General features: G+C 51.6%; 21 protein-coding genes. All 21 read left to right on the top strand.

Features of this window, described 5'->3' with window-relative positions; genetic code table 11:
• Positions 1 to 32 precede the first annotated feature (32 nt).
• The 21 genes from ACKTS9_RS02365 to ACKTS9_RS02265 all read left to right on the top strand — a co-directional run bounded on the left by ACKTS9_RS02365 (position 33) and on the right by ACKTS9_RS02265 (position 21323).
• Entirely contained in the window at positions 33 to 887 is an 855-nt protein-coding gene (locus ACKTS9_RS02365) for a pseudouridine synthase (protein ID WP_349214854.1), read from the top strand.
• Positions 884 to 1231: a hypothetical protein gene (locus ACKTS9_RS02360; protein ID WP_407878732.1), complete on the top strand. Its 348-nt coding sequence runs from the start codon at positions 884 to 886 to the stop codon at positions 1229 to 1231. Before ACKTS9_RS02365 ends, ACKTS9_RS02360 begins: the two co-directional genes overlap by 4 nt.
• A 91-nt stretch (positions 1232 to 1322) precedes the next feature.
• Entirely contained in the window at positions 1323 to 2651 is a 1329-nt protein-coding gene (locus ACKTS9_RS02355; protein ID WP_349214852.1) for a carboxyl transferase domain-containing protein, read from the top strand.
• 44 nt (positions 2652 to 2695) lie between these two features.
• The gene (locus ACKTS9_RS02350) at positions 2696 to 3088 is read left to right on the top strand and encodes a biotin/lipoyl-containing protein (RefSeq protein ID WP_349214851.1); all 393 of its coding nucleotides are present in this window, start codon (positions 2696 to 2698) and stop codon (positions 3086 to 3088) included.
• A 21-nt stretch (positions 3089 to 3109) separates the two neighbouring features.
• Positions 3110 to 4510 carry an oxaloacetate decarboxylase subunit alpha gene (locus ACKTS9_RS02345; protein ID WP_349214850.1) on the top strand — a complete coding sequence of 467 codons (1401 nt, stop codon included), beginning with the start codon at positions 3110 to 3112 and terminating at the stop codon, positions 4508 to 4510.
• 133 nt (positions 4511 to 4643) lie between these two features.
• Positions 4644 to 5024, top strand: a complete 381-nt coding sequence (locus ACKTS9_RS02340; protein ID WP_349214849.1) for a PH domain-containing protein — start codon at positions 4644 to 4646, stop codon at positions 5022 to 5024.
• Between the two features lie 202 nt (positions 5025 to 5226).
• Positions 5227 to 5733 carry an NUDIX hydrolase gene (locus tag ACKTS9_RS02335; protein ID WP_349215396.1) on the top strand — a complete coding sequence of 169 codons (507 nt, stop codon included), beginning with the start codon at positions 5227 to 5229 and terminating at the stop codon, positions 5731 to 5733.
• 111 nt (positions 5734 to 5844) lie between these two features.
• On the top strand, positions 5845 to 6723 hold the full coding sequence (locus ACKTS9_RS02330) for a YicC/YloC family endoribonuclease (protein ID WP_349215397.1): 879 nt from the start codon (positions 5845 to 5847) through the stop codon (positions 6721 to 6723).
• A gap of 33 nt (positions 6724 to 6756) precedes the next feature.
• A complete protein-coding gene (gene remA / locus ACKTS9_RS02325) occupies positions 6757 to 7023 on the top strand; it encodes an extracellular matrix/biofilm regulator RemA (RefSeq protein WP_349215398.1) in 267 nt (88 codons plus the stop codon).
• Complete coding sequence (gene gmk, locus ACKTS9_RS02320; RefSeq protein WP_349215399.1) at positions 7016 to 7582, top strand: guanylate kinase; 567 nt, start codon at positions 7016 to 7018, stop codon at positions 7580 to 7582. The genes remA and gmk overlap by 8 nt, the downstream gene beginning before the upstream one ends.
• A gap of 20 nt (positions 7583 to 7602) precedes the next feature.
• Positions 7603 to 9855 (top strand): primosomal protein N', encoded by a 2253-nt coding sequence (gene priA / locus ACKTS9_RS02315; RefSeq protein WP_349215400.1) that lies wholly within the window; start codon positions 7603 to 7605, stop codon positions 9853 to 9855.
• Positions 9856 to 9871: 16 nt separating this feature from the next.
• Entirely contained in the window at positions 9872 to 10396 is a 525-nt protein-coding gene (gene def / locus ACKTS9_RS02310) for a peptide deformylase (protein WP_349215401.1), read from the top strand.
• 3 nt (positions 10397 to 10399) lie between these two features.
• Positions 10400 to 11326, top strand: a complete 927-nt coding sequence (gene fmt / locus ACKTS9_RS02305) for a methionyl-tRNA formyltransferase (protein WP_349215402.1) — start codon at positions 10400 to 10402, stop codon at positions 11324 to 11326.
• A gap of 12 nt (positions 11327 to 11338) precedes the next feature.
• Positions 11339 to 12640, top strand: coding sequence for a 16S rRNA (cytosine(967)-C(5))-methyltransferase RsmB (gene rsmB / locus ACKTS9_RS02300; protein WP_349215403.1), 1302 nt, complete (start codon positions 11339 to 11341; stop codon positions 12638 to 12640).
• Positions 12641 to 12691: 51 nt separating this feature from the next.
• The gene (rlmN, locus tag ACKTS9_RS02295) at positions 12692 to 13732 is read left to right on the top strand and encodes a 23S rRNA (adenine(2503)-C(2))-methyltransferase RlmN (protein WP_349215404.1); all 1041 of its coding nucleotides are present in this window, start codon (positions 12692 to 12694) and stop codon (positions 13730 to 13732) included.
• A complete protein-coding gene (locus ACKTS9_RS02290) occupies positions 13729 to 14472 on the top strand; it encodes a Stp1/IreP family PP2C-type Ser/Thr phosphatase (RefSeq protein WP_349215405.1) in 744 nt (247 codons plus the stop codon). Before rlmN ends, ACKTS9_RS02290 begins: the two co-directional genes overlap by 4 nt.
• Position 14473: 1 nt before the next feature.
• A complete protein-coding gene (gene pknB / locus ACKTS9_RS02285; RefSeq protein WP_349215406.1) occupies positions 14474 to 16534 on the top strand; it encodes a Stk1 family PASTA domain-containing Ser/Thr kinase in 2061 nt (686 codons plus the stop codon).
• 337 nt (positions 16535 to 16871) lie between these two features.
• The gene (locus tag ACKTS9_RS02280) at positions 16872 to 18008 is read left to right on the top strand and encodes a PASTA domain-containing protein (RefSeq protein ID WP_407882062.1); all 1137 of its coding nucleotides are present in this window, start codon (positions 16872 to 16874) and stop codon (positions 18006 to 18008) included.
• The gene (gene rsgA / locus ACKTS9_RS02275) at positions 18005 to 18880 is read left to right on the top strand and encodes a ribosome small subunit-dependent GTPase A (protein ID WP_407878724.1); all 876 of its coding nucleotides are present in this window, start codon (positions 18005 to 18007) and stop codon (positions 18878 to 18880) included. Before ACKTS9_RS02280 ends, rsgA begins: the two co-directional genes overlap by 4 nt.
• A gap of 37 nt (positions 18881 to 18917) precedes the next feature.
• A complete protein-coding gene (locus ACKTS9_RS02270; RefSeq protein ID WP_407878722.1) occupies positions 18918 to 19535 on the top strand; it encodes a thiamine diphosphokinase in 618 nt (205 codons plus the stop codon).
• A gap of 267 nt (positions 19536 to 19802) precedes the next feature.
• Positions 19803 to 21323 (top strand): DUF3794 and LysM peptidoglycan-binding domain-containing protein, encoded by a 1521-nt coding sequence (locus ACKTS9_RS02265; RefSeq protein WP_407878720.1) that lies wholly within the window; start codon positions 19803 to 19805, stop codon positions 21321 to 21323.
• The last annotated feature ends 9 nt before the right edge of the window (positions 21324 to 21332 follow it).

Genomic DNA, 21332 nt, shown 5'->3' with positions numbered 1-21332 from the left:
CTGCGCAGAATAAAAAGTAAAGGATTGGATTTATGGCCAGTGAACGAATTCAAAAGGTAATGGCACAGCAAGGGGTGTGTTCGCGTCGCGCTGCGGAACAGCTGATTGAGCAGGGGCGCGTGAAGGTGAACGGACATCCTGTTTCCCTGGGGGACAAAATGGACCCGGCGCGGGATGTGCTCAGTGTGGACGGGCAGCGCGTATATGTGCCCCGCCGCACGGAAAAGTATTACTACATGCTGAACAAGCCCCGTGGATATATCACGACCACCAGTGACGAGCGGGGACGTAAAACGGTTATGGAACTGATGGAAGACGTTCCGGCCCGTGTTTATCCGGTGGGGCGCTTGGACAAAGACAGCGAGGGCCTTTTGCTGTTTACCAATGATGGTGATTTTGCGAATCTGCTCACGCATCCCAGTCATGGCGTGTCGAAGCTGTACCGGGTTACGGTCCGGCCTCATGCGACGGAAGAACAAATCATCGCTTTAACAGACGGCGTTGTACTGGATGACGGCACAAAAACGTTGCCGGCGGTGATCCATGTGGTGACTGACGAACCGGAGCGGACGGTTTTGGAAATGACCATTCGCGAAGGGAAAAACCGTCAGATTCGTCGGATGTGTGAGGCGGTCGGCCTGGATGTCATCCGGTTGAAACGTTCTGCACTGGGCGCGGTGCGTTTGGGAATGCTTCAGCCGGGCCAGTACCGGGAACTGACTTCGGGAGAAGTGAATGCGCTGCGTGCAGCGGCGCAGAAAGGAAAAGTTACTGCGCAGATCGCCCGCAATACACAGGCGAACGCCGCCAAAAAGTTGATGCGGCCGCACGGGGTGCGTGCACCGAAAGGCGCTGTGGCTGCGAGAAGGAGGCAAAGAGAAAAATGATTGCCATGCGGCCGATTCTGGAGCAGGACGTAATCGATCTGCTGAACGATGGGCGATTTGAAGGCGAGCTGGACGGATACGTTGTGATGGAAGGAAGCAACTATTTAGGATATATTTTGTATCGCCTGGAAAAACCGGTGGTTCGCGTGTTGGACTGTGGCGTAGAAAATACAGCCTGCATTGATGGTGCGGTTCGGGCTTGTGTGGCGGCGGGACAAAATGCTGGTTGTACTTGTTTTTCGGTCCGTGAAGAAGATGAACGTCTTTGCAAATGGCGGAGCATCTTCTGCAAAGGTGAGCCGGACCCTGTTCCCATCGACAAAATTTTTTCACTTTGCAAATAATTTGCAGTTTTCGGCACATTAAGGACTTGTTATTGTTTTATCAAAATAGTATAATAGTAGTAATTTGGAATTTTATGCAGGAGGGCTGTTCATGGCAAAAGCAACATCCGGCAAGGAAGTCCTTGCTAAATTTTTTGATGAAGGTGCCTATCAGACGCTGTATGCAGATGCAAACGGCGCTGTGACGGCTGCTTTCGGCAGCGCAAACGGCACGCCCGTGTACGCTGTATGCCAAAATGGTGCGGCAGTGTCCGCGAAAGATACGGAGAAAGTGGTAAAGGTTCTGGACATGGCGGGTAAAACCGGCAATCCGGTCGTTACTTTCTACAATTCCATTGGTGCAAAATTGGAAGAGGGACTGGCAGCTTTGTCGGGAAGCGCGAATGTTGCTGCGGCTGTTGCCAAACTGTCCGGCGTCGTGCCTCAGATCGCGGTCGTGACCGGCGTTTGCGGTGCCGGTAGTGCGCTGGCTGCGGCCGGTGCGGACATCTGCGTGATGAGCAAGGAAGGCGAACTGTTCCTGACCGCTCCGTTCACCAGTGCTGCTGCTGGAGATAAGGTTGAGAATGCTGGTTCCGCTGAATACGCTGCAAAAGCGGGTGTTGCGACCATCGTGGTTGACAACGCGGAAGCAGCGGCTGTAAAAGCGGCTGAGCTGGTGGCTTTGCTGCCGGCCAATAACCTGGCGGGAGCTGCGGTTTTCGAGGCGGCTGCGCCTGCAGGTGTTTTGAACCTGGCGAAATATACTGCTGCTGATGCCGTTAAGGCATTGGTTGATGCGGACAGTGCAGTGGAGCTGTATGCCGGCTTCGGCAAGCATGTGTTCACCGCTCTGGCAACGGTCGGCGGAAGCGTAGTCGGCATTGTGGCAACTGAGGGAACTCTGTGCCGCGAGTGCGTTTCCAAAACGGCGCGTTTTGTTCGTCTGTGCGATGCGTTCAGTGTTCCGGTTGTCACGGTCGTCAATACCGACGGCTTTGTGGCCAGTTCTTCTGACGAAGAGGCGGGCGGCCTGCGTGAGGCTGCGCGTTTGACCGGCACTTATGCGGATGCGACCACAGCAAAGGTAGCGGTTGTGACTGGTAAAGCAGTGGGCACTGCGTATACGGCGCTGGCAAATGCCGATTTGACCATTGCGGTTGAAGGCTGCACTATTGCTCCGCTGGATCCGAAAACGGCAGTTACTGTTCTGTACAAAGAGGAACTGGAAAAAGGCAACAACATCGCAGGCGACACTCAGAAACTGGCGGCCAAATATGCTGCTGAAGAGTGCAGTGCTGCTTGTGCGGTGGAAGCCGGCCTGGCTGATTTCGCTGTGGATGCCGCTTCGGTGCGTGCAACGTTGATCAGCGCTCTGGACATGCTGTCTACCAAGCGTACACAGCGTATGCCGAAAAAACACGGCAATATGTCTCTGTAATCGGTAAGAATCTAAAGACATCATAAATTGGGAGGAACTCCAACATGAAAACTTTTAATGTAACCGTGAACGGCACTGCTTATAGTGTTACTGTCGAAGAAACCGCCGGCGGCGCTCCTGTTGCTGCGCCCGCTCCCGCCGCTGCAGCTCCCGCTGCTCCTGCACCCGCAGCTCCCGCTGCTGCTCCTGCTCCCGCGCCGAAAGCTGCTCCCGCTGCTGCTGGTGCCATCACCGTCACCGCTCCCATGCCCGGCAACATCCTGGACGTGAAGGTTTCCAATGGCGCTTCTGTGAAAGCTGGCGACGTGCTGTGCATTCTGGAAGCTATGAAGATGGAGAACGAGATCGTTGCTCCGCAGGATGGTACGGTTGCTTCTGTCAACTGCAGCAAGGGCGACGTTGTCAACGTTGGCGACGTGCTGGTATCTCTCAACTAATTGAGAACGGGGTGAAACATTTTGGCTAAGAAAATCAAAATAACAGAATGCGCACTGCGTGATGCGCATCAGAGCCTGATCGCGACCCGTATGACACTGGATGAGATGCTTCCCATCCTGTCTACGATGGATGAGATTGGCTACTATTCTTTGGAGTGCTGGGGCGGTGCGACGTTCGACTCCTGCATTCGTTTCCTGGACGAAGATCCTTGGGAGCGCCTGCGCACGATCCGTCGTGAGTGCCCGAAGACCAATCTGCAGATGCTGTTCCGCGGCCAGAACATGCTGGGTTATCGCCCGTATGCGGATGACGCGGTGGAGTATTTTGTTCAGAAGTCTGTTGCGAATGGTATCGATATTCTGCGTATCTTTGACGCGCTGAACGATCCCCGCAACTTGGAGACTGCCATCAAAGCTTCCAAAAAAGAGAAAGCACATGTTCAGGCTTGCATCAGCTACACGCTGAGCCCGGTGCACAACAATGAGTACTTTGCAAATTACGCTAAGACTCTGGAGAGCATGGGCGCTGACAGCATTTGCATTAAGGACATGGCCGGCCTGCTGACTCCGTATGCGTGCAGCGATCTGGTTGCTGCTTTGAAAAAGACCGTTAAGATTCCTGTGGACATTCACTCCCACTATACTTCCGGTCTGGCTTCCATGTCCATCTTGAAGGGCATTGAAGCTGGCGCTGACATTGTGGATACCGCTATCAGCCCGCTGGCTCTGGGTACTTCTCATATGCCGACGGAAAGCCTGGTGGCTGCGCTGCAGGGAACCGAGTACGACACGGGTCTCGATATGAAGAAACTGAACGTGGTTCGTGCGCACTTCGCAAAACTGCGTGAGAAATACTTGGCTTCCGGCCAGCTGAATCCGAAGATGCTGGGCGTTGACGCGAATACGCTGCTGTATCAGGTTCCGGGCGGTATGCTTTCCAACCTGCTCAAACAGCTGAAGGACGCCGGCAAAGAGGACAAGCTGGAAGAGGTTCTGGCAGAAGTTCCCCGTGTACGTGAGGACTCCGGCTATCCTCCTCTGGTTACTCCGACCAGCCAGATCGTAGGTACGCAGGCTGTCTTCAATGTCATCCTGGGCGAGCGCTATAAGATGGTCACCAAGGAGTTCAAGGGACTGGTTCATGGCGATTACGGCAAGACCCCGGCTCCCATCAGCCCCGAGTTCACCAAACGTATTCTGGGTGACGAGCAGCCCATCACCTGCCGCTTCGCGGATACGCTGGAGCCTGAGATGGAGAAGCTGAAAGCAGAAGCTGCCAAGTGGGTGCGTCAGGAAGAGGACGTTCTGACTTACGCTATGTTCCCGCAGGTTGCGCCGAAATTCTTCGAAAAGCGCAACAACAAACTGATGGGTGTTGACGGCGATCATGTGGATTTTGCCGGTAAATCTCATCCGGTTTAAAAATGGTTGAAGAAGGTCCGTGCAGAGATTCGCTCTGCACGGACCTTTTGGTTTTTAGAGAGATGTTTACGGTTTGTTTATTGATTTCAAAAGTGCGGGTTGATACAATAAGGGCAAAGGAGGCGGAACAAACATGGATATAAAGAGAAACATCGTCTGGAGCGATCGAAAACGAATTGTTTTCGGTTTGCCGTGGACTTTTACCAAATATTCTTTAACACCCGAAAAACTCTTAATCCAGTCGGGAATTTTGAATACCAAGGAAGAAGAAATTCGACTGTATCGCATTATGGATATAACTTTAAGACGCTCTTTATGGGAGAGAATGTTCGGCTTGGGAACAATCCATTGCTGTTCGGCTGACAAGTCTACTCCGGAATTTGATATTTGCTGGATTCGGGACGCAATGCATGTGAAAGAAATGCTTTCGGGTATGATTGAAAAAGAGCGAATGGAAAAACGCGTGACGAGTCGTGAGTTCATGACGGATGAAGATGATTCTTTCGACGAATGAGTCGGGGAGTTTACAAACACAGCTACATATGGTAAAATATGTTAAAAGAACAAGTGAAATTTGTGTTCCATTCGAAAAGCAGTCTGTTGTTTTGAGGTGGAGAAATATGCTGTTTGTTTTTTTGAAAAATTGGGGGTAAATATCAGGGAGGTTCTGCGCGTTTGCGCGGAACCTCCTTTTTTTACAGAACGGAGGGACGGGTATGGCAGAGCTTTGGGATGTGTATGATGTGAACCGCGCTCCTACAGGTCGAACGCACGTTCGGGGAGAGCCGCTGGCACCGGGGGACTATCATCTGGTGGGAGATGTGTGGACGGTCAACTTCGAAAACAAAGTGCTGCTGACACAGAGGCATCCTTCTAAGCCGAAAGGATTGATGTGGGAATGTACAGGCGGCGCAATTCAGGCGGGAGAGAGCAGTCTGTGTGGTGCTGTTCGGGAGCTGCGAGAAGAAACCGGGCTGAGGGCGGATCCGGAAAACATGTATCTGATACACAGTATCCGACTGAAAGATCGTTTTGTGGACACGTATGCGGTTCGCATGAATTTTGCTCTTCCTCAGGTGGTGCTGGATGAACAGGAGACCGTACAGGCGATTCTTGTAGACTGGGAGGAATTGCTTGCGCTGTGGGCAGCAGGCAAATTGTGCCCGGAGAGCAGATTCCCCTTGTACAGGAGTGCGCTTGTTTCTTTTTTAAAACAATTTTGAGACATAAAATAAAGGAGATTCAGGGAGTGGACACACTCCCTTTTTCTTGCAAATAATCTGGAAAAAGTGTACAATAAACCTAACTATTATTTGGTGAAAGAGGAAAGGAATATGATTTTAAGCATGACGGGATACGGCCGTGCGGAGGAAGTATTGCATGGCCGCGATATCACGGTGGAAATCAAAAGTGTGAATTCGCGCTTTTTCGAATATTCTTCGCGTATGCCGCGCAGCTATGCCTTTCTGGATGATCGGCTGAAAAAACTTCTTTCGGCCGATATTTCCCGAGGAAAGGTTGAATTGGGCCTGACGGTGCAGAATTTGGAAACGGTTGATACGGAAATCGTTCCAAACGTGGAATTGGCGCGCCAATATTCCAATGCGCTGAATGAGTTGTGCGCGGAACTGAACATTGCGAATGATTTGAAAGCATCATCTTTGATTCGTCTCCCGGATGTGTTTACTGCCAAGAAGGCTCCGCAGGATGAGGAACAGATTTGGCAGGATGTTCAGACGGTGGCACAGAAAGCTCTGGCCAACTTTGTGGAGATGCGCGGCGTGGAGGGAGCAAAGCTCAAAGAGGATATCCTTGGCCGTTTGGCATTTCTGGAAAAAACAGTGTCGGCTATTGAAGAAAACAGCGCGGGCCGAGTATCGCGCTATACCGAAAAGCTTTATACAAAGCTGCAGACTATCCTGGAAGACCGGAACATTGATGAAGCTCGTCTTTTGACGGAGGCGGCGATTTTTGCGGACAAGACGGCCGTGGATGAGGAAACGGTTCGTTTGCACAGTCACATTGCACAGTACAGAGATTTTTTGGAGATGAATTCTCCCATCGGAAAAAAATTGGATTTCTTGACACAGGAACTGAACCGCGAGACAAATACCATTGGTTCCAAATGCAACGAACTGGAAATTACCCGCATGGTAGTCGATATGAAGGGTGAAATCGAGAAGATCCGGGAACAGATTCAAAATATTGAATGACGTACGATTTAGGATAGGAGAGGGAACACTTTTATGAAGCTGATCAATATAGGATTTGGCAATATGGTAAGTGCGAACCGCTTGGTAGCAATCGTCAGTCCGGAGTCTGCACCGATTAAGCGGATTGTGCAGGAGGCCCGAGATAAAGGAACACTGATCGATGCGACCTATGGACGCCGGACTCGTGCGGTAATCATAACGGATTCGGATCATGTGGTTTTGTCGGCAATTCAGCCCGAGACGGTGGCAAATCGCTTCACAGATACATCCGAAGATGAGGAGGAATTGGAAGATGAATAAGGAGCGTCATCTGCTGGTTGTCTCCGGCCCTTCGGGCGCGGGAAAAGACACAGTCGTTCGCCGCATGATGGAAAAGTATCCGGAAATCGAGTTGTCGGTTTCTGCTACAACCCGTGCACCTCGCAATGGTGAAAAAGAGGGAATTGATTATTATTTCATGACCAATGAGACGTTTGAACAGAAGATCGAGCGCGGCGAAATGCTGGAGTATGTGCATTACTGTGATCGGTATTATGGCACGCCGAAATCCGAAGTCGATCGGCGGCTGGACGCGGGAATTCCCGTGGTGTTGGTGATTGAAGTGATCGGTGCAGCCAATATTAAGAAGTTGTATCCGGATTCCACGCTGGTGTTTATTATGCCGCCCAGCCTGGAAGAGTTGAGCCGACGTCTCCACGGCCGTGGAACAGAGCCGGAAGATGTCATTCAAAAGCGGCTTGCAAGAGCGCAGGAAGAGATTGAACGCAAAGCACAGTATGATTTTTCGGTCGTCAACGATGACGTGGACCGTTGTGCTGAGAAAGTTTATTCCATTTTGCGCAAGCGATTGGAAGAATGAACAGATAAGGAGCGGAGCTTTTGGCAATCACGGCACAGGTAGCGGTGGCGGGAGCTACCATTCATTTTGACAAACTTTATACCTATCTGGTGCCGGATGTTTTGTCTGAGCGTGTTCAGATCGGCAGTATGGTCCTTGTTCCGTTCGGACGCGGCAGCGCCAAAGCAAGGATGGGTGTTGTTCTGGCAGTGGATTGCCAGGAACAGCCGGACAAGCGACTGAAAGCAATTTACGATGTTGCCCCCGAAGAAGCGCGTCTTTCTCCGGAACTTTTGGAACTGGTGCATGAGTTGAGAGAAAAGACCTTTTGCACATATTACGAAGCGGTAAAAGCGGTGATCCCCTATGGCGCGCAGTATAAAGCGGTAAATGAAGGGGGAAAACCGCGGCTTCAAAAGCAAATTGTTCGGCATACAGAAAATGTATACCAGCGTGGAGCCGTTCCGTCCAAATGGACTTCAAAACAGCGTGCGGTGTGGGATGCTTTGGAGCAAGGGCCCTTGACGCAGACGCAGCTGCTGGAAATCGGAATCAGCAAAAATGTTTTGGATCGTATGTGTGCGCAGGGAACTCTGATCCGCACCCAGCGTGACCGTACGCTTTCTCTGTATGAACATTACACCGCGTCTGGAGAAACGCCTGCGCTGAGTCCGGCCCAGCAAAAGGCTTTTGTTCAGCTGGCTTCTTTCATGGATGACGAAAATCCTCATGCCGCTCTGTTGCATGGGGTCACCTCCAGCGGAAAAACGCTTGTATTTTTGAAATTGATCGAAAAGGCAATCGCGCAGGGAAAACAGGCATTGGTGCTTGTGCCGGAGATATCGCTGACGCCGCAGATGATTTATCGCTTAAAAACGGCCTTTGGCAGCCGGGTGGCGGTTCAGCATTCTGCGCTTTCCAACACAGAGCGCCTTCTTCAATGGCGGGAGATTCAAACGGGCGGCGCGGATATTGTGGTGGGGACCCGCAGTGCGATTTTTGCACCGCTTTCACGGATTGGTGTCATTATCATCGATGAAGAGCAGGAGCACACATACCATTCGGAAAATGCTCCGCGCTTTTTGGCACACGACATTGCCAAGCGCCGCGCAGTAACACATCGTGCTTTGTTGCTGCTTGCCAGCGCAACACCGTCGATTGAGAGTTATCATGCAGCCTGTGCCGGCCGGTATCATTTGGTGGAACTGACCGAACGGTACAACAGAATGCCGTTGCCGGATGTGGCCATGGTGGACATGCGGGAAGAGCTGGCGCAGGGGAATTCCGGTGCGATCAGCAACCGCTTGGCACAGGAGCTGCAGCGCAATCTGGATTGCGGAGAACAAAGTATTTTACTATTGAATCGGCGCGGTTATAAAACAGTGGGAATGTGTACCGCATGCGGCGAAGTGATCAAGTGCGATGCATGCAGTGTCCCGATGGTGTATCATAAAGCAGATCATAAATTGCTGTGTCATTACTGCGGAAAGAGCATTTCACCGGTGCCGGAAATCTGCCCGACCTGTGGCGGAAAAATGAAGTATACCGGGTTTGGAACACAGCGTGTGGAAGAGGAGTTAAAAGAACGCTTCCCCAGGGCGCGCGTCCTGCGTATGGATTTGGATTCCACGTCCGGAAAGAATGCTCACGAGACCATGCTTCGCCGTTTTGCAAACGGCGAATACGACATTATGCTCGGTACGCAAATGGTAGCCAAGGGCTTGGATTTTGAAAAGGTAACGCTGGTCGGGGTTCTCGGCATTGATCAGTTGCTGTTTGCGCAGGGATTTCGCGCGTTCGAAAATGTGTTCAGTCTGATCACGCAGGTGGTTGGACGCGGTGGACGGTCCGATCGTCCGGGCCGCGCGTTGATTCAAACAGTAGATCCGCAGCATCCGGTGCTGAAGCTGGCGGCCTGCCAGGATTACCGTTCGTTTTATGACCAGGAAATTCAGTTTCGCAAATTGAATCTTTACCCGCCTTTTTGTGCCATTTGCATGGTGGGATTCAGCGGGGCTGAGGATGAGAAGGTGATGCGCGCCGCTTACGAATTCGCGCAGCTGGTACAGAAAAATGCCCGGCGCATGACGAACGTCCCGCTGCGGGTACTGGGGCCTGCGCCCATGAACGTGGCGATGGTCAATCACCATTATCGATATAAATTAACGTTGAAATGCCGCAACGATACGGCTTTTCGAAAACTGATGCGTGCAGTGCTGGACGCATACAATGAAAAGGGACTTGCATCGCAGGCTTCGGTTTATCTTGACTTTTATTCCGATGCGGATATTTGATTGGGAGGTTTATAAGATGGCTTTGAGAACGATTGTGCAGGATGGAGATCCGATTTTGAAAAAGAAGTGCCGCCCTGTAACGGCTTTTGATGACCGTTTGGCGCAGCTGCTGGATGACATGCGGGAAACACTGGCGGATGCTAACGGATATGGATTGGCAGGACCTCAGGTTGGCGTCATGCGGCGGATTTTTATCAGCATTGACGAACGGGATTTGCCGGAAGACGGCGAGCGTCCGGAGGATTACGAGACAAAGTATCTGGAGTTTATCAACCCGGAAATCCTTTCGACGGAAGGCGAGATTATGCAGTATGAGGGATGCCTTTCCTTCCCGGGACGCAACGGTGCGGTACGTCGGCCGGCCAAAGTGAAGGCGCGTGCCTTTGACCGAAATGGCAATCCTTTTGAAATTGAGGCAGAAGGAATGCTGGCACGCTGCATTTGCCACGAAAACGACCACTTAAACGGGGTTACCATTTTGGACCGCGCAGAGTATTTCTATGAAGATCTGGAAGAAGACGAGATCGAAGAAGAGGAATAAATCATGAGAATTCTGTTCATGGGAACGCCGGACATCGCAGCGCAGAGTTTGCGTACGATGCTGGAGACTCTTCCTGAAGAGTATAAGGTTTGCGGGGTGTTTACCCGTGAGGACAAGCCCGTGGGGCGCAAGCAGATTCTGACGGCTCCTCCGGTGAAGCAGGTTGCGCAGGCGCACGGGATCGATGTTTTTCAGCCTAAAACGCTGCGCACGCCGCAGGCTGTGGAACAGGTTCGCCAGCTGGCACCGGATTTGATTGTCGTGGTGGCCTATGGGCGTATTTTGCCGCCGGAAATTTTGAAAATTCCCCGGTACGGCGCAATCAATTTGCATGTGTCGCTTTTGCCCAAATATCGCGGGGCGGCTCCGGTGCAATGGGCGGTTATTCACGGCGAGAAAGAAACAGGCGTCACCATCATGCAGCTGGATGAAGGGCTGGACACAGGAGACATCCTTTTTGTGCAGAAGGTTGCCATTCCGGAGGATATGACCAGCGGAGAGCTGTTTGAAGAAGTATCCGGCGCAGGCGCTGCCCTGTTGTGCACCGCAATCCGCCGCATTGCCGCGGGAGAGGTCGCTCCTGTTCCGCAGCAGCACGATCAGGCAACCTTGGCACCACCGCTGTCCAAAGAGATGGCTTTGTTCCATTTCGCGCAGCCGGCGCAGCAGCTTCATAATCTTGTCCGCGGGCTGAATCCGTGGCCCATTGCGTATTTTGTATACGATGGCAAAAAAATTAAGGTGCGCCGCACCAAACGGCATTCGGAGAACGGCGCTCCCGGACAGATTTTGTCGGTGAATCCGCTGATTGTTGCATGCAAAGAGGGCGCGCTGGAACTGGTGGAAGTTGTGCCGGAAGGCAGTAAACCCATGGCGGGCAACGCCTGGGCCGCAGGGCGCCGCTTTAGCGTGGGCGACGTTTTGGAATGAGGACAGGGAAACATGGATAAGGTTCGTTACGCAGCCGTTAACGCGCTTTTGCGGCAGGAGCAGGGGGGCTATTCCAATCTGGTGCTGCAGAATGTACTGGAGAAAAACCCCCGGTTTTCTGCCCGGGAGAAAGCATTCCTTTCCGCTGTCTTTTACGGTGTGGTAGAGCGGCAGTTCACCATTGATTTTTTACTGCAGAAATGTTTAAACCGCCCTTTGCGCAAATTGGACGCAGTGGTGCGGGCTATTTTGCGCGCAGGATTGTATCAGATTCGGTGGATGGACGGTGTTCCGATTCATGCTGCAGTTAACGAATCGGTGCTGCTGACCAAAGGAATGCGGAAAACCAGTGCGTCGGGATTGGTCAATGCTGTGTTGCGCCGGGCTTCGGAAATTGATTTGGAGAAGGAAACCTTTTCCGATCCAATACAGCGGTTGAGCGTGGTGTACAGTGTTTCCCCGGAAATAGCGGCTTTGTTTTTGGAAAAACTGCCTGATCGCTGTGAAGAAATTCTGCGCGCCAGCTTTTCACATCCGGATTTGTGCATTCGGGTGAATTCGTTGAAAACCAGTCCGGAGATTTTGCGAAAGTACTTTCAGGAGAAGGGAGTCTCCGTGCGGGAAGGCCGGGTGCCGGGATGCTTCTATGTGGATTTTCACGGGGATCTCGCCGCAGATGAGGCGTTCCAAAGAGGAATGTTTCATGTGCAGGGAGAAGCATCGCAGATCGCCTGTGCCGCTTTGTCTCCAAGACCCGGAGAGAAAGTGCTGGATCTTTGTGCCGCGCCGGGCGGCAAGAGTGTGACTCTGGCACAGTATATGGAAAACCGGGGACAGCTCTGTGCCCGGGATGCGGCGGAGAATCGGCTGTCCTTGATTGAAGAGGCCTTCCGGCGGTGCGGTGTGACCTGCGGGCAGGTTCGCTGCGCGGATGCAGCCGTATTTGATAAAAAGCTGTGTGACGCAGATGCGGTGCTGTGCGATGTGCCTTGCTCCGGTTTGGGAATTTTGTCGAAAAAACCGGATATACGCTGCAAGGACCTGAAAGGACTTCCGGAACTTTTGCGCATCCAGCGCGAGATTCTGTGCACGGCGGCAAAGTATGTAAAACCCGGCGGCAGACTTGTATATTCTACCTGCACTTTAAATCCGGATGAAAACGAAGAAACAGTGCAGGCGTTTTTGCGGGAAAATTCTGAATTTTATGTGAAAAAAGTACCGTATTCGAAAGAAAATAGTGGAATGACGACGTTTTATCCATATGAGCAGGAAGCGGACGGCTTTTTTGTTGCATGTTTGGAGAGAACCCGTTGAATGGTGATAATTTGCGATTTTCGGTAGAATCTTGATGGAGATTGTGATACAATGAGTCAGATAAGGATTTCTTCATTCACGCTGGAGCAGTTAACTTCTTTTGTAAAAGAACAAGGGCAGCCGGCTTTTCGTGCAAAGCAGATTTTTCATTGGCTTCATCAGCGAGGCGTGCATTCTTTTTCCGAGATGACCGACCAGCCCAAGACGTTTCTTGCACAGCTTGAGGAAAAATGCCTGATCGAAACGCTTTCCATTGAGAGGAGACAGCAGTCGCGGGATGGTACGGTGAAATATCTGTTTCGCCTGCCGGACGGGAATTGCATTGAAACGGTATGGATGCAGTACTCTTACGGCAATACTGTTTGTGTGTCTTCACAGGTCGGATGCCGTATGGGATGCCGTTTTTGCGCATCTACGCAGGGCGGACGCGTACGAAATCTGACAGCTGGGGAAATCGCAGGGGAAATTTATGCGGCCATGGCCGACATGGGACAGCGAGTGTCTCATATCGTTCTGATGGGAATTGGTGAACCGCTCGACAATTTTGACAACGTCATGGACTTTTTATCGATTATTTCATCTCCGGAAGGCGTCAATATTGGAATGCGGAACATCAGCCTTTCCACCTGCGGCCTTGTGCCGATGATTGAAAAGCTGGCGCAAAGACATTTGCAGCTGACGCTTTCCATTTCTTTGCACGCCCCGCTCAATGAGATGCGAAGTGCGATGATGCCGGTGAACGATGCGTATCCGGTGGAACAGTTGATTGATGCATGCCGTTCGTACCAGCGTGAGACGGGCCGGCGAATCAGCTTTGAATATGCCATGGTTCACGGGGTGAACGACAGCGACGCCACCGCGCAGGAACTGGCACGGCTGATTCGGGGAATGGGGGCTCATGTGAACCTGATCCCGATCAACCCCGTGGATGGCTCACCCTATTCGGCGACGGATGCAGCGAATGTGAAACGGTTCCAGGAGACGCTTTTAAAACTGGGTGTAAATGCTACGGTTCGCCGGAGATTGGGGTCAGATATCAGCGCAGCATGCGGACAATTGCGGCGTGAGGCAAAAGGGGGAACAGCCACATGAGGCTGGTGGCGAAGACGGATATTGGCAACCAGCGTGCGGAAAACCAGGACAGCTATCGTGCCGGCCGCCTGCCGGATGATACCGCGTGGGCAGTTGTGTGCGATGGGATGGGCGGTGCGCGTGGCGGCAGACTGGCCAGCAACCTGGCAACGGCAAAAATGGAAGAGGTTTTTCTGGAAGGTGTGCCGGGCGTTCACAATGAGGAATCCGCGTACGAGCTTTTGTGCGCAGCTGTGGAAGAAGCAAATGATGCTGTTTACACAAAAGCGATGGAGAATCCTGCAACGCGGGGAATGGGTACCACAGCTGTGTGCGCCATTATCCAGAAGAGCATGGCGTATTATGCACATGTCGGGGATTCACGCGCGTATCTTTATCATGGACATACACTCAGTCAGCTGACGCGGGATCATTCCATGGTGCAGGAGCTGGTGGAGCAAGGGGCAATCACGGAACAGGAAGCTGCTACCCATCCGCGCAAAAATCTGATCACAAGGGCGCTGGGCGTAGGGGCAGAGGTCTTGACGGATTGTAATTCCATTCCGGTTCGACCGGGTGACATTCTTTTGCTGTGCTCAGACGGCCTGAGTAATTTCGTCACGATTGATCAAATGGAGTCCATCTTGGAAAAAGATGATTTCTTTACTGCTGCAGATCGTATGGTGGACGCCGCCCTGGAAGCGGGCGGACTGGACAACATTACGGTTTTACTTGTAGAAGTGGAGGCTGCGGAGAAATAATATGGATAATTTAATCAACCAGCGGCTGGATGGCCGTTATCTGATTGAACAACTGTTGGGGTCTGGCGGAATGGCCAATGTTTACAAAGGCCATGATACGCAGACAGGGCGTACAGTAGCGATCAAGGTTTTGCGGGAAGAATTTTTGGAGAACACAGACCTTGTTCGTCGTTTTAAAAATGAATCAAAAGCAATTTCTGTGTTGGATCATCCCAATATCGTCAAGGTGTACGATGTAAACATGACGGGCAATTTGCAGTACATTGTCATGGAGTACATCGACGGAATCACCCTGAAAGAATATATGGAGTATCGCGCGCAGCCCCTCACATATAAAGAAACGCTGCATTTTGTGACGCAGGTGCTTTTGGCACTGCATCATGCCCATGAAAAGGGCATCGTTCACCGCGATGTAAAGCCCCAGAACATTATGCTCCTTTCCAACGGCTCTATCAAAGTGATGGATTTTGGAATCGCACGCTTTTCACGCAGCGAGAGCCAAACCATGACAGACAAAGCCATTGGTTCGGTCCACTATATCAGTCCGGAGCAGGCACGCGGCGATACCACAGATGCTAAGGCGGATATTTATTCTGTCGGCATTATGATGTACGAAATGCTGTCCGGAAAGCTTCCCTTCGATTCGGACAGTCCTGTTTCTGTGGCAATCAAACAAATTTCCGATACGCCTACGCCTTTGCGCCAGTTGAATGCCGCAGTGCCGGAGGCGCTGGAAGCAATTACCAATCGCGCGATGGCCAAAGACCCGCGGGATCGGTATCCTTCAGCGCGCGCCATGCTGGCGGATTTGGAAGAATTCAAGCGTAACCCGAGTGTGAAGTTTGAATACCAATATCTCAATGATCCGGAACCGACACGTTATGTGGATAAAGTGGTGAGTAAAACGACTTCAAAACAACCTGCCAGAACACCGAATCGGAGAAAAGCTCCGGCGAAAAAGGCCGGCTTTGTCAGTGCGCTTTCCGGCAGCGGAAATTGGCGGATGGCGCTTCCGATTTTGGCCGGTGTGGCGGCCGCATTTGCCATCGGTGCGATCATTCTTGTTATTGTGATTTTCAAGAGTGCGCCGAATCAGCTTTTTACACGCTATAATGATGTGGACTTGCCCAACTTCACGAATATGAACGTGGATGACATCATAAATAATAGTCAGTATCCTTTCCGTTTTGAAGTGGAAGAGGAATACAACAGCGAAAAGGAAGCGGGGATTGTTTACGACCAGTCGCCCAAGGCGCCCAAAAAGGTCAAGGAAAACTCTGTGGTTACGCTGCGCGTCAGCAAAGGCGTGCAGATGCTGACCGTGCCGGATGTAGTCGGCATGACGCAGGAAGAGGCACAGAAGACTTTGAAAGAGGCCGGATTTAGCGTGCGGGTGAAAAAGCAGGAGAGCACCGATGTTGCGGAGGGCATTGTACTGAATACTGATCCGGTGGCCAATACCGAATATGAGAGCGGCCAGATGGTCGAAGTCGTGGTCAGCCGTGAGCACGTGGATACAGACGCGCTGGTCCCCAGCATTCTCAATATGGATGTGGAAACGGCTCAGAAAACGCTTGAGGCCGCGGGCCTGACGTTGGGAACCGCCAATGAAGTGGAAAATGAAGCGCCGGCCGGAACTATTATTTCGCAGACGCCGGAAGCCGGTTCAACACTGAAGAAGAACAAGGCAGTGCATTATACGGTTTCTACCGGAATTCAGAATCGCAATCGTACCATCACGCTTCAGTTCTTGGATACCAATGACGGCGGAACTTGGACATGTACGCTGGATGACGGACAGAGCGCGCCGGCTTATTCTACCCGCGGCGTAGCAGGCAGCAGTGCCGTTGTGTTCTCGTCTTCCGGAGTGCGTACGCTTGTGATTACAGGACCCATTCCGGGCTGGAGTGATACCATCACGGTTGACTTTACCGAGAATGGTGGCGACGTTGTCGTTGGCCCATACGGTGGCAGTGCGACTCCCGGTGGTGATGTTCCGTCTTCCAGTTCGACGGTTGTGCCGTCTTCTTCATCCACACCGGCAGAAGGTGCGGGAGGCTGATTGTGCGGCCCAAAAGCATCAATGAAAAGTGGAGGTCATATCGTTCGTAATGGAACATGAAAAGGAAATCTTCAACGATCCAATTGTCAGGGAAGAAAGCGGATCGGCAGAGGGTAAGGAAAAATCTGTTTCGCCAGCCAGAAGAAAGAAACAGCGAAAACAAGGGGGACGGCCGCGGAAAAACAACCAGGCACCGCGGCCTCGCCCCCGAAAATTGGAACAGGCAGCGATTGAGATTTCTGACGAATCTGTTGTGCCGGAACCAGTGGAGAAAGAGCCGGCAGTACCGGTTGAACCGGACAGGGAGGCGGAGCAAGCAGAAGATACTTCTGTGAGTATGAGCGAACCGGCGGCTGAGAAAGACGTAGTTGCTGAGGAACCGGTGACGACGGAAGCGCCGGAGGAGCCAGCGGAAGAGGAGCCGGTCGTTGAGCAGATGCCGGTTGCAGAAGAAACAGCGGCCGAATCTTTGGACACTGCAGAGGAAGAGGCAGAGCAGGAATTTGTGCCCCTGCAGAATGAGCAGGTGGACGATGAAGTTCCGCAGCCGTCTATTGAGCCGGAAAAGACTTCACAGACACTGCAAGAGCCGGCTTCGAAACAGGTGTGCGGTGAAGATGACGAAGATGCCGTGAAGAAAAAACACCATTTTGCGTTTTATATGGGCTGGTTTACGCTGGTCTTTACACTGTGCAGCATCCTTTTAATCGCGGCGCTTTTCCTGTTTTCCGGCAACCCTTTGTTTACGACGGCCGACGATGTGGAGCTGCCCAATTTCACGCAGATGACACGTGAGGAAGTGGAAAGCAACCCTGCCTATGCCAGTTTTAAGCTTCAGTTTGAAGAAGAGTATAATTCCGAGGTGGAAGAGGGAGTGATTTACGATCAGTCCCCGAAACCGCCCAAAAAGGTCAAAGAAAATTCGGTGATTACCTTGCGTGTAAGCAAGGGTACTGAATATGTAGAAATTCCGGATGTGTCCGGATGGAAACGGGAAACGGCGCGGGAAAAATTGAAGGAGCTGGGCGTCGAAGTTTTGATTCGGTATGAGGAAAGCGAAGAAGATGATCCGGATACAGTCCTACGGACCGACCCGGTGGCGGGCGAAACCGTGCAGACAGGAACAACGGTTTCCCTTTATGTAAGCCAGGCGGATCAATCGAAGAGTTCGAATGTTCCGAACTGCGTCGGAAAAACACAGTCGGAAGCAAACAATCTTTTGCTTCCACTGAAGTTGAAGGTCAAAGTAGTAACACGGGACAGCTCTTCTCCGAAAGGAACCGTGCTGAGCCAGTCGCCGCAGCCCGGAATTCTTTTGCAGGCTGGAGACACGGTGACGCTCTATGTTTCTTCCGGTGAGCCGGAAGTGCCGGATGTGACAGAGACCGGACATGTTCATTCCTGGTCACCGCCCGATGAAAACGGCTATCAGTTCTGTTATGTATGCCTGCAGACAAGAAAGGCACCGGAATGATTTTAGAAAATTATATTGTAAAAGGCATCGGCGGTTTTTATTATGTTCACACCAGCGAAGGCGTGGTGGAGTGCAAACCCAAAGGAATTTTTCGCAAGAAAAAAATTACCCCGGTGGCAGGGGATTGTGTGCGCCTTGAAAAACAGGCAGACGCATGGGTTATTTCAGAGATTTTGCCCCGAAAAAACGTGTTTGTCAGACCGCCGATTGCCAATGTGGATCAGTTTTTCATTGTGGCCAGCACGGTGCAGCCGGTGCCGAGCACACTGGTGATTGACAAATTGACTGCGATTGCAGTGGACCGGAATGTGCAACCGATCCTTTTGATTACAAAATCGGATCTGGAGAGTGCCAGCGGTTTGGCAAGCTGTTATGAACATTCCCAAATTCCGGTTTTGTGCGTCAATGCGATGGATGGAACCGGAATGGATGCTTTGCGAGAGATGCTTTCCGGAAAGCTCAGTGTGTTCTGCGGCAATTCCGGGGTAGGTAAGTCTACATTGCTCAGCGCACTTTTGCCGGATCATTCTTTGGAAACAGGTGAAATCAGCCGGAAACTCGGTCGGGGGCGTCACACGACGCGGGAAGTTCAGCTTTACGAGTGTTGCGATGGCCTGGTGGCAGATACGCCGGGATTTGCCAGCTTGGATATGGAGCGGGCTGCCGCGATTCCGAAAGAGAATCTGCAGTTTGCATTTCCGGATATTGCCCGCTATTTTGGAGAATGCCAGTTTACAGGGTGTTCGCATCTGGTTGAAAAAGGGTGTGCCGTACGCCGTGCATTGGAGCAGGGCGAATTGGATAAAACCCGTTATGAGAGTTACGTTGCGCTTTATCAGGAAGCGAAGCAACGGGATGACTGGCAGAGGTGAGCGGTGCTCACCTCTGCTTTTTCAGGAGAGGATGTTTATGAAACGCTGTGTGATTTTTGCAGCCTTGCCGGTTTCCGCTGCACTGCATGAGTGGTGGGACAATGCGGATTATGTGATTGCCGCAGATGCAGGATACGAGAGTGCCCGGGCTTTGGGCGTCAAGACGGACCTGCTTTTGGGAGATTATGACAGTGCGCCAGCACCGGAACTGGATGCTTGCACAGTACGTCTCCCGGCGGAGAAAGACGATACAGATACCTATTATGCAGTGCGCAAAGCGCTGGAGATCGGCTTTGAAGAAGTGGTGATTCTGGGCGGAATCGGCGGGAGATTTGACCATACGATGGCCAACCTGCAAACGCTTTTCTATTTGGCCCAATCCGGTGTAAAAGGATTTCTGGTGGATGAGACGACAGAGGTGACAGTTCTGCTTCCGGGAACATATGAGTTTGCAAAGAGAGAGGACGTCTATGTTTCGCTCTTTACGGCGGAAAAGGAGACCGGTGGTGTTACACTGCGCGGACTGAAGTATCCACTTACCGATGCCACGCTGACCAATGCTTTTCCGGTGGGAGTCAGCAACGAATTTGTGGACGAGAAAGCAATGATCTCTTTCGAAAAAGGTTCTTTATATTTGATGTTCTGCCATATGTAAAAGGAGGAACATTTTTCTCTGCATTTGTATAGAATGGCATAATCCATTGCAGAGGGAGGAATTGGGCAATGAAAGTAGTTGTGTGGAAAAGTCCCAAATGTCTGGCGGGTATTTTGAAGGCGCTTTTTAAAGTGAAATAAATTCAATCGTTTGCTATGGAGAAATCCGGGTATGCGGGTAAAATCGCATATCCGGATTTCTTTTTTCATATTGTGGCACGTCCGTGAATATAGATTAGCTAGAACAGCGAAAGGGGCGACAGGACGTATGGAGTTGAAATCGTATCAAGACACTGTGATGACTTCGCAGAATATATGCGAGACAAAGCTGGAACTTCCGGTGGAAACGGAAATCTTGATCCCGGATTATCTGCCGCAAGTCTTTAAAATTGTGAAGTGCTTTGTGTATCCGGTTGTTTTGCAAAAACAGGTAATGGCAGGCAGGTTGACGGCAGAAGGATATTTGCGCTGTATTGTATACTATCAGGGCGATGGAGAAGAGGGGCTGTGTCAAACAGAGCAGAAGATCCCCTTTACAAAACAGGTGGAGCTGCGGGAAACTGCCAATGTTGCTCCTGTCATTCAGATTTCAGGAGAACCGGAATATCTGAATTGTCGCGCTGTCAGCGGACGCCGCGTGGATGTGCGCGGCGCGTACGCATTAAATATCACTGCCTGCGCACAGGAAGAGAATGAGATCATTACCGCACTGGCAGGCGGCGGAATTGAGCAGAAAACCTGCGAACTGGCCGGGATTGCCAATGTGGGAATTCAGGAAAAGCTGATTACTGCAGAAGAAGACATTTCTTTTGAAAAAATGCCTGTGATGATTCTTTCCACACGGTGCGAAAGCGAAATTTCCGAAGTGAAGCTGCTGACGGGAAAAGCGGTCGTGAAAGGAACGTTATCGACGGAGATTGTGTACCGAGCCGCTCCGGGGGCGGAATTCATTCATGAGAAAAAGCAGGCCCCCTTCAATACGGTGATGGATGTGGACGGCGCAAGTGAGAACTGCAAGGCCTTCGTATTAGTGGAGCCCACAGGCTGTACGATTACTGCCGGCCCGGAAGAGTCACCCGAACAAAACCTGCTTTCCATTACGGCGTTGGTTCAGGTGCGGGTGTATCGGGAGATTCAACAGATTGCTGTCTGTGATGCTTTTTCCACGCAGGATGAGATTGAAATGAACAGAGGCGAACGTTCCATGGAGTTTGTTCTGGATGAAATCGACAGCGCCTTTGAATTGGGAACATCCGGTGCACTTCCGGATGAGCATGCCCAAGTTCTGGAAGCCTGGGCAACACCACTCTCTCTGGACATTGTGGAGCAGGATGCGGGCAGTGTGCTGCGCTGCCGGGCGATGCTGCATTTACTGTGTAAAAATGCCTTGGGTGAACTGGACTGTTATGACAAAATCTGCGAGGAACTTCTTCCGGGAATCTATCCGGAAGCCTCACAGAATATGATGGTGCAATATGAACTTTCTGCCCAGGATACAACAGCACGCCAGGCCGGAACAGAAACAGAAGCACATGCTGCGGTCCATGTGAAAGCATTGGTGACGGGGTTCCGAAAAACAGATGTGCTGCAGGACGTGCGCTCTACGGGCCCCAGAGAGCGAAAAGACGGGGACATTGCATTGCGTATCTATTTTGCACAGCCGGGAGAGGATCTCTTTGACATTGCAAAGAGATATGCGGCTTCTCCACAGGCAATTGCAACGGCCAATCAAGTATCGGATGGCCCATTGACAGAGGCCTGCAAATTGCTGATCCCGTCATCACTGTAAGGAGGGGAA

Source organism: Owariibacterium komagatae (genome assembly GCF_045865535.1).
Taxonomy (GTDB): domain Bacteria; phylum Bacillota; class Clostridia; order Oscillospirales; family Ruminococcaceae; genus Ruthenibacterium; species Ruthenibacterium komagatae.
Note: the sequence above shows the minus strand (reverse complement) of the source record. Positions and strands in the feature narration are given on the sequence as shown.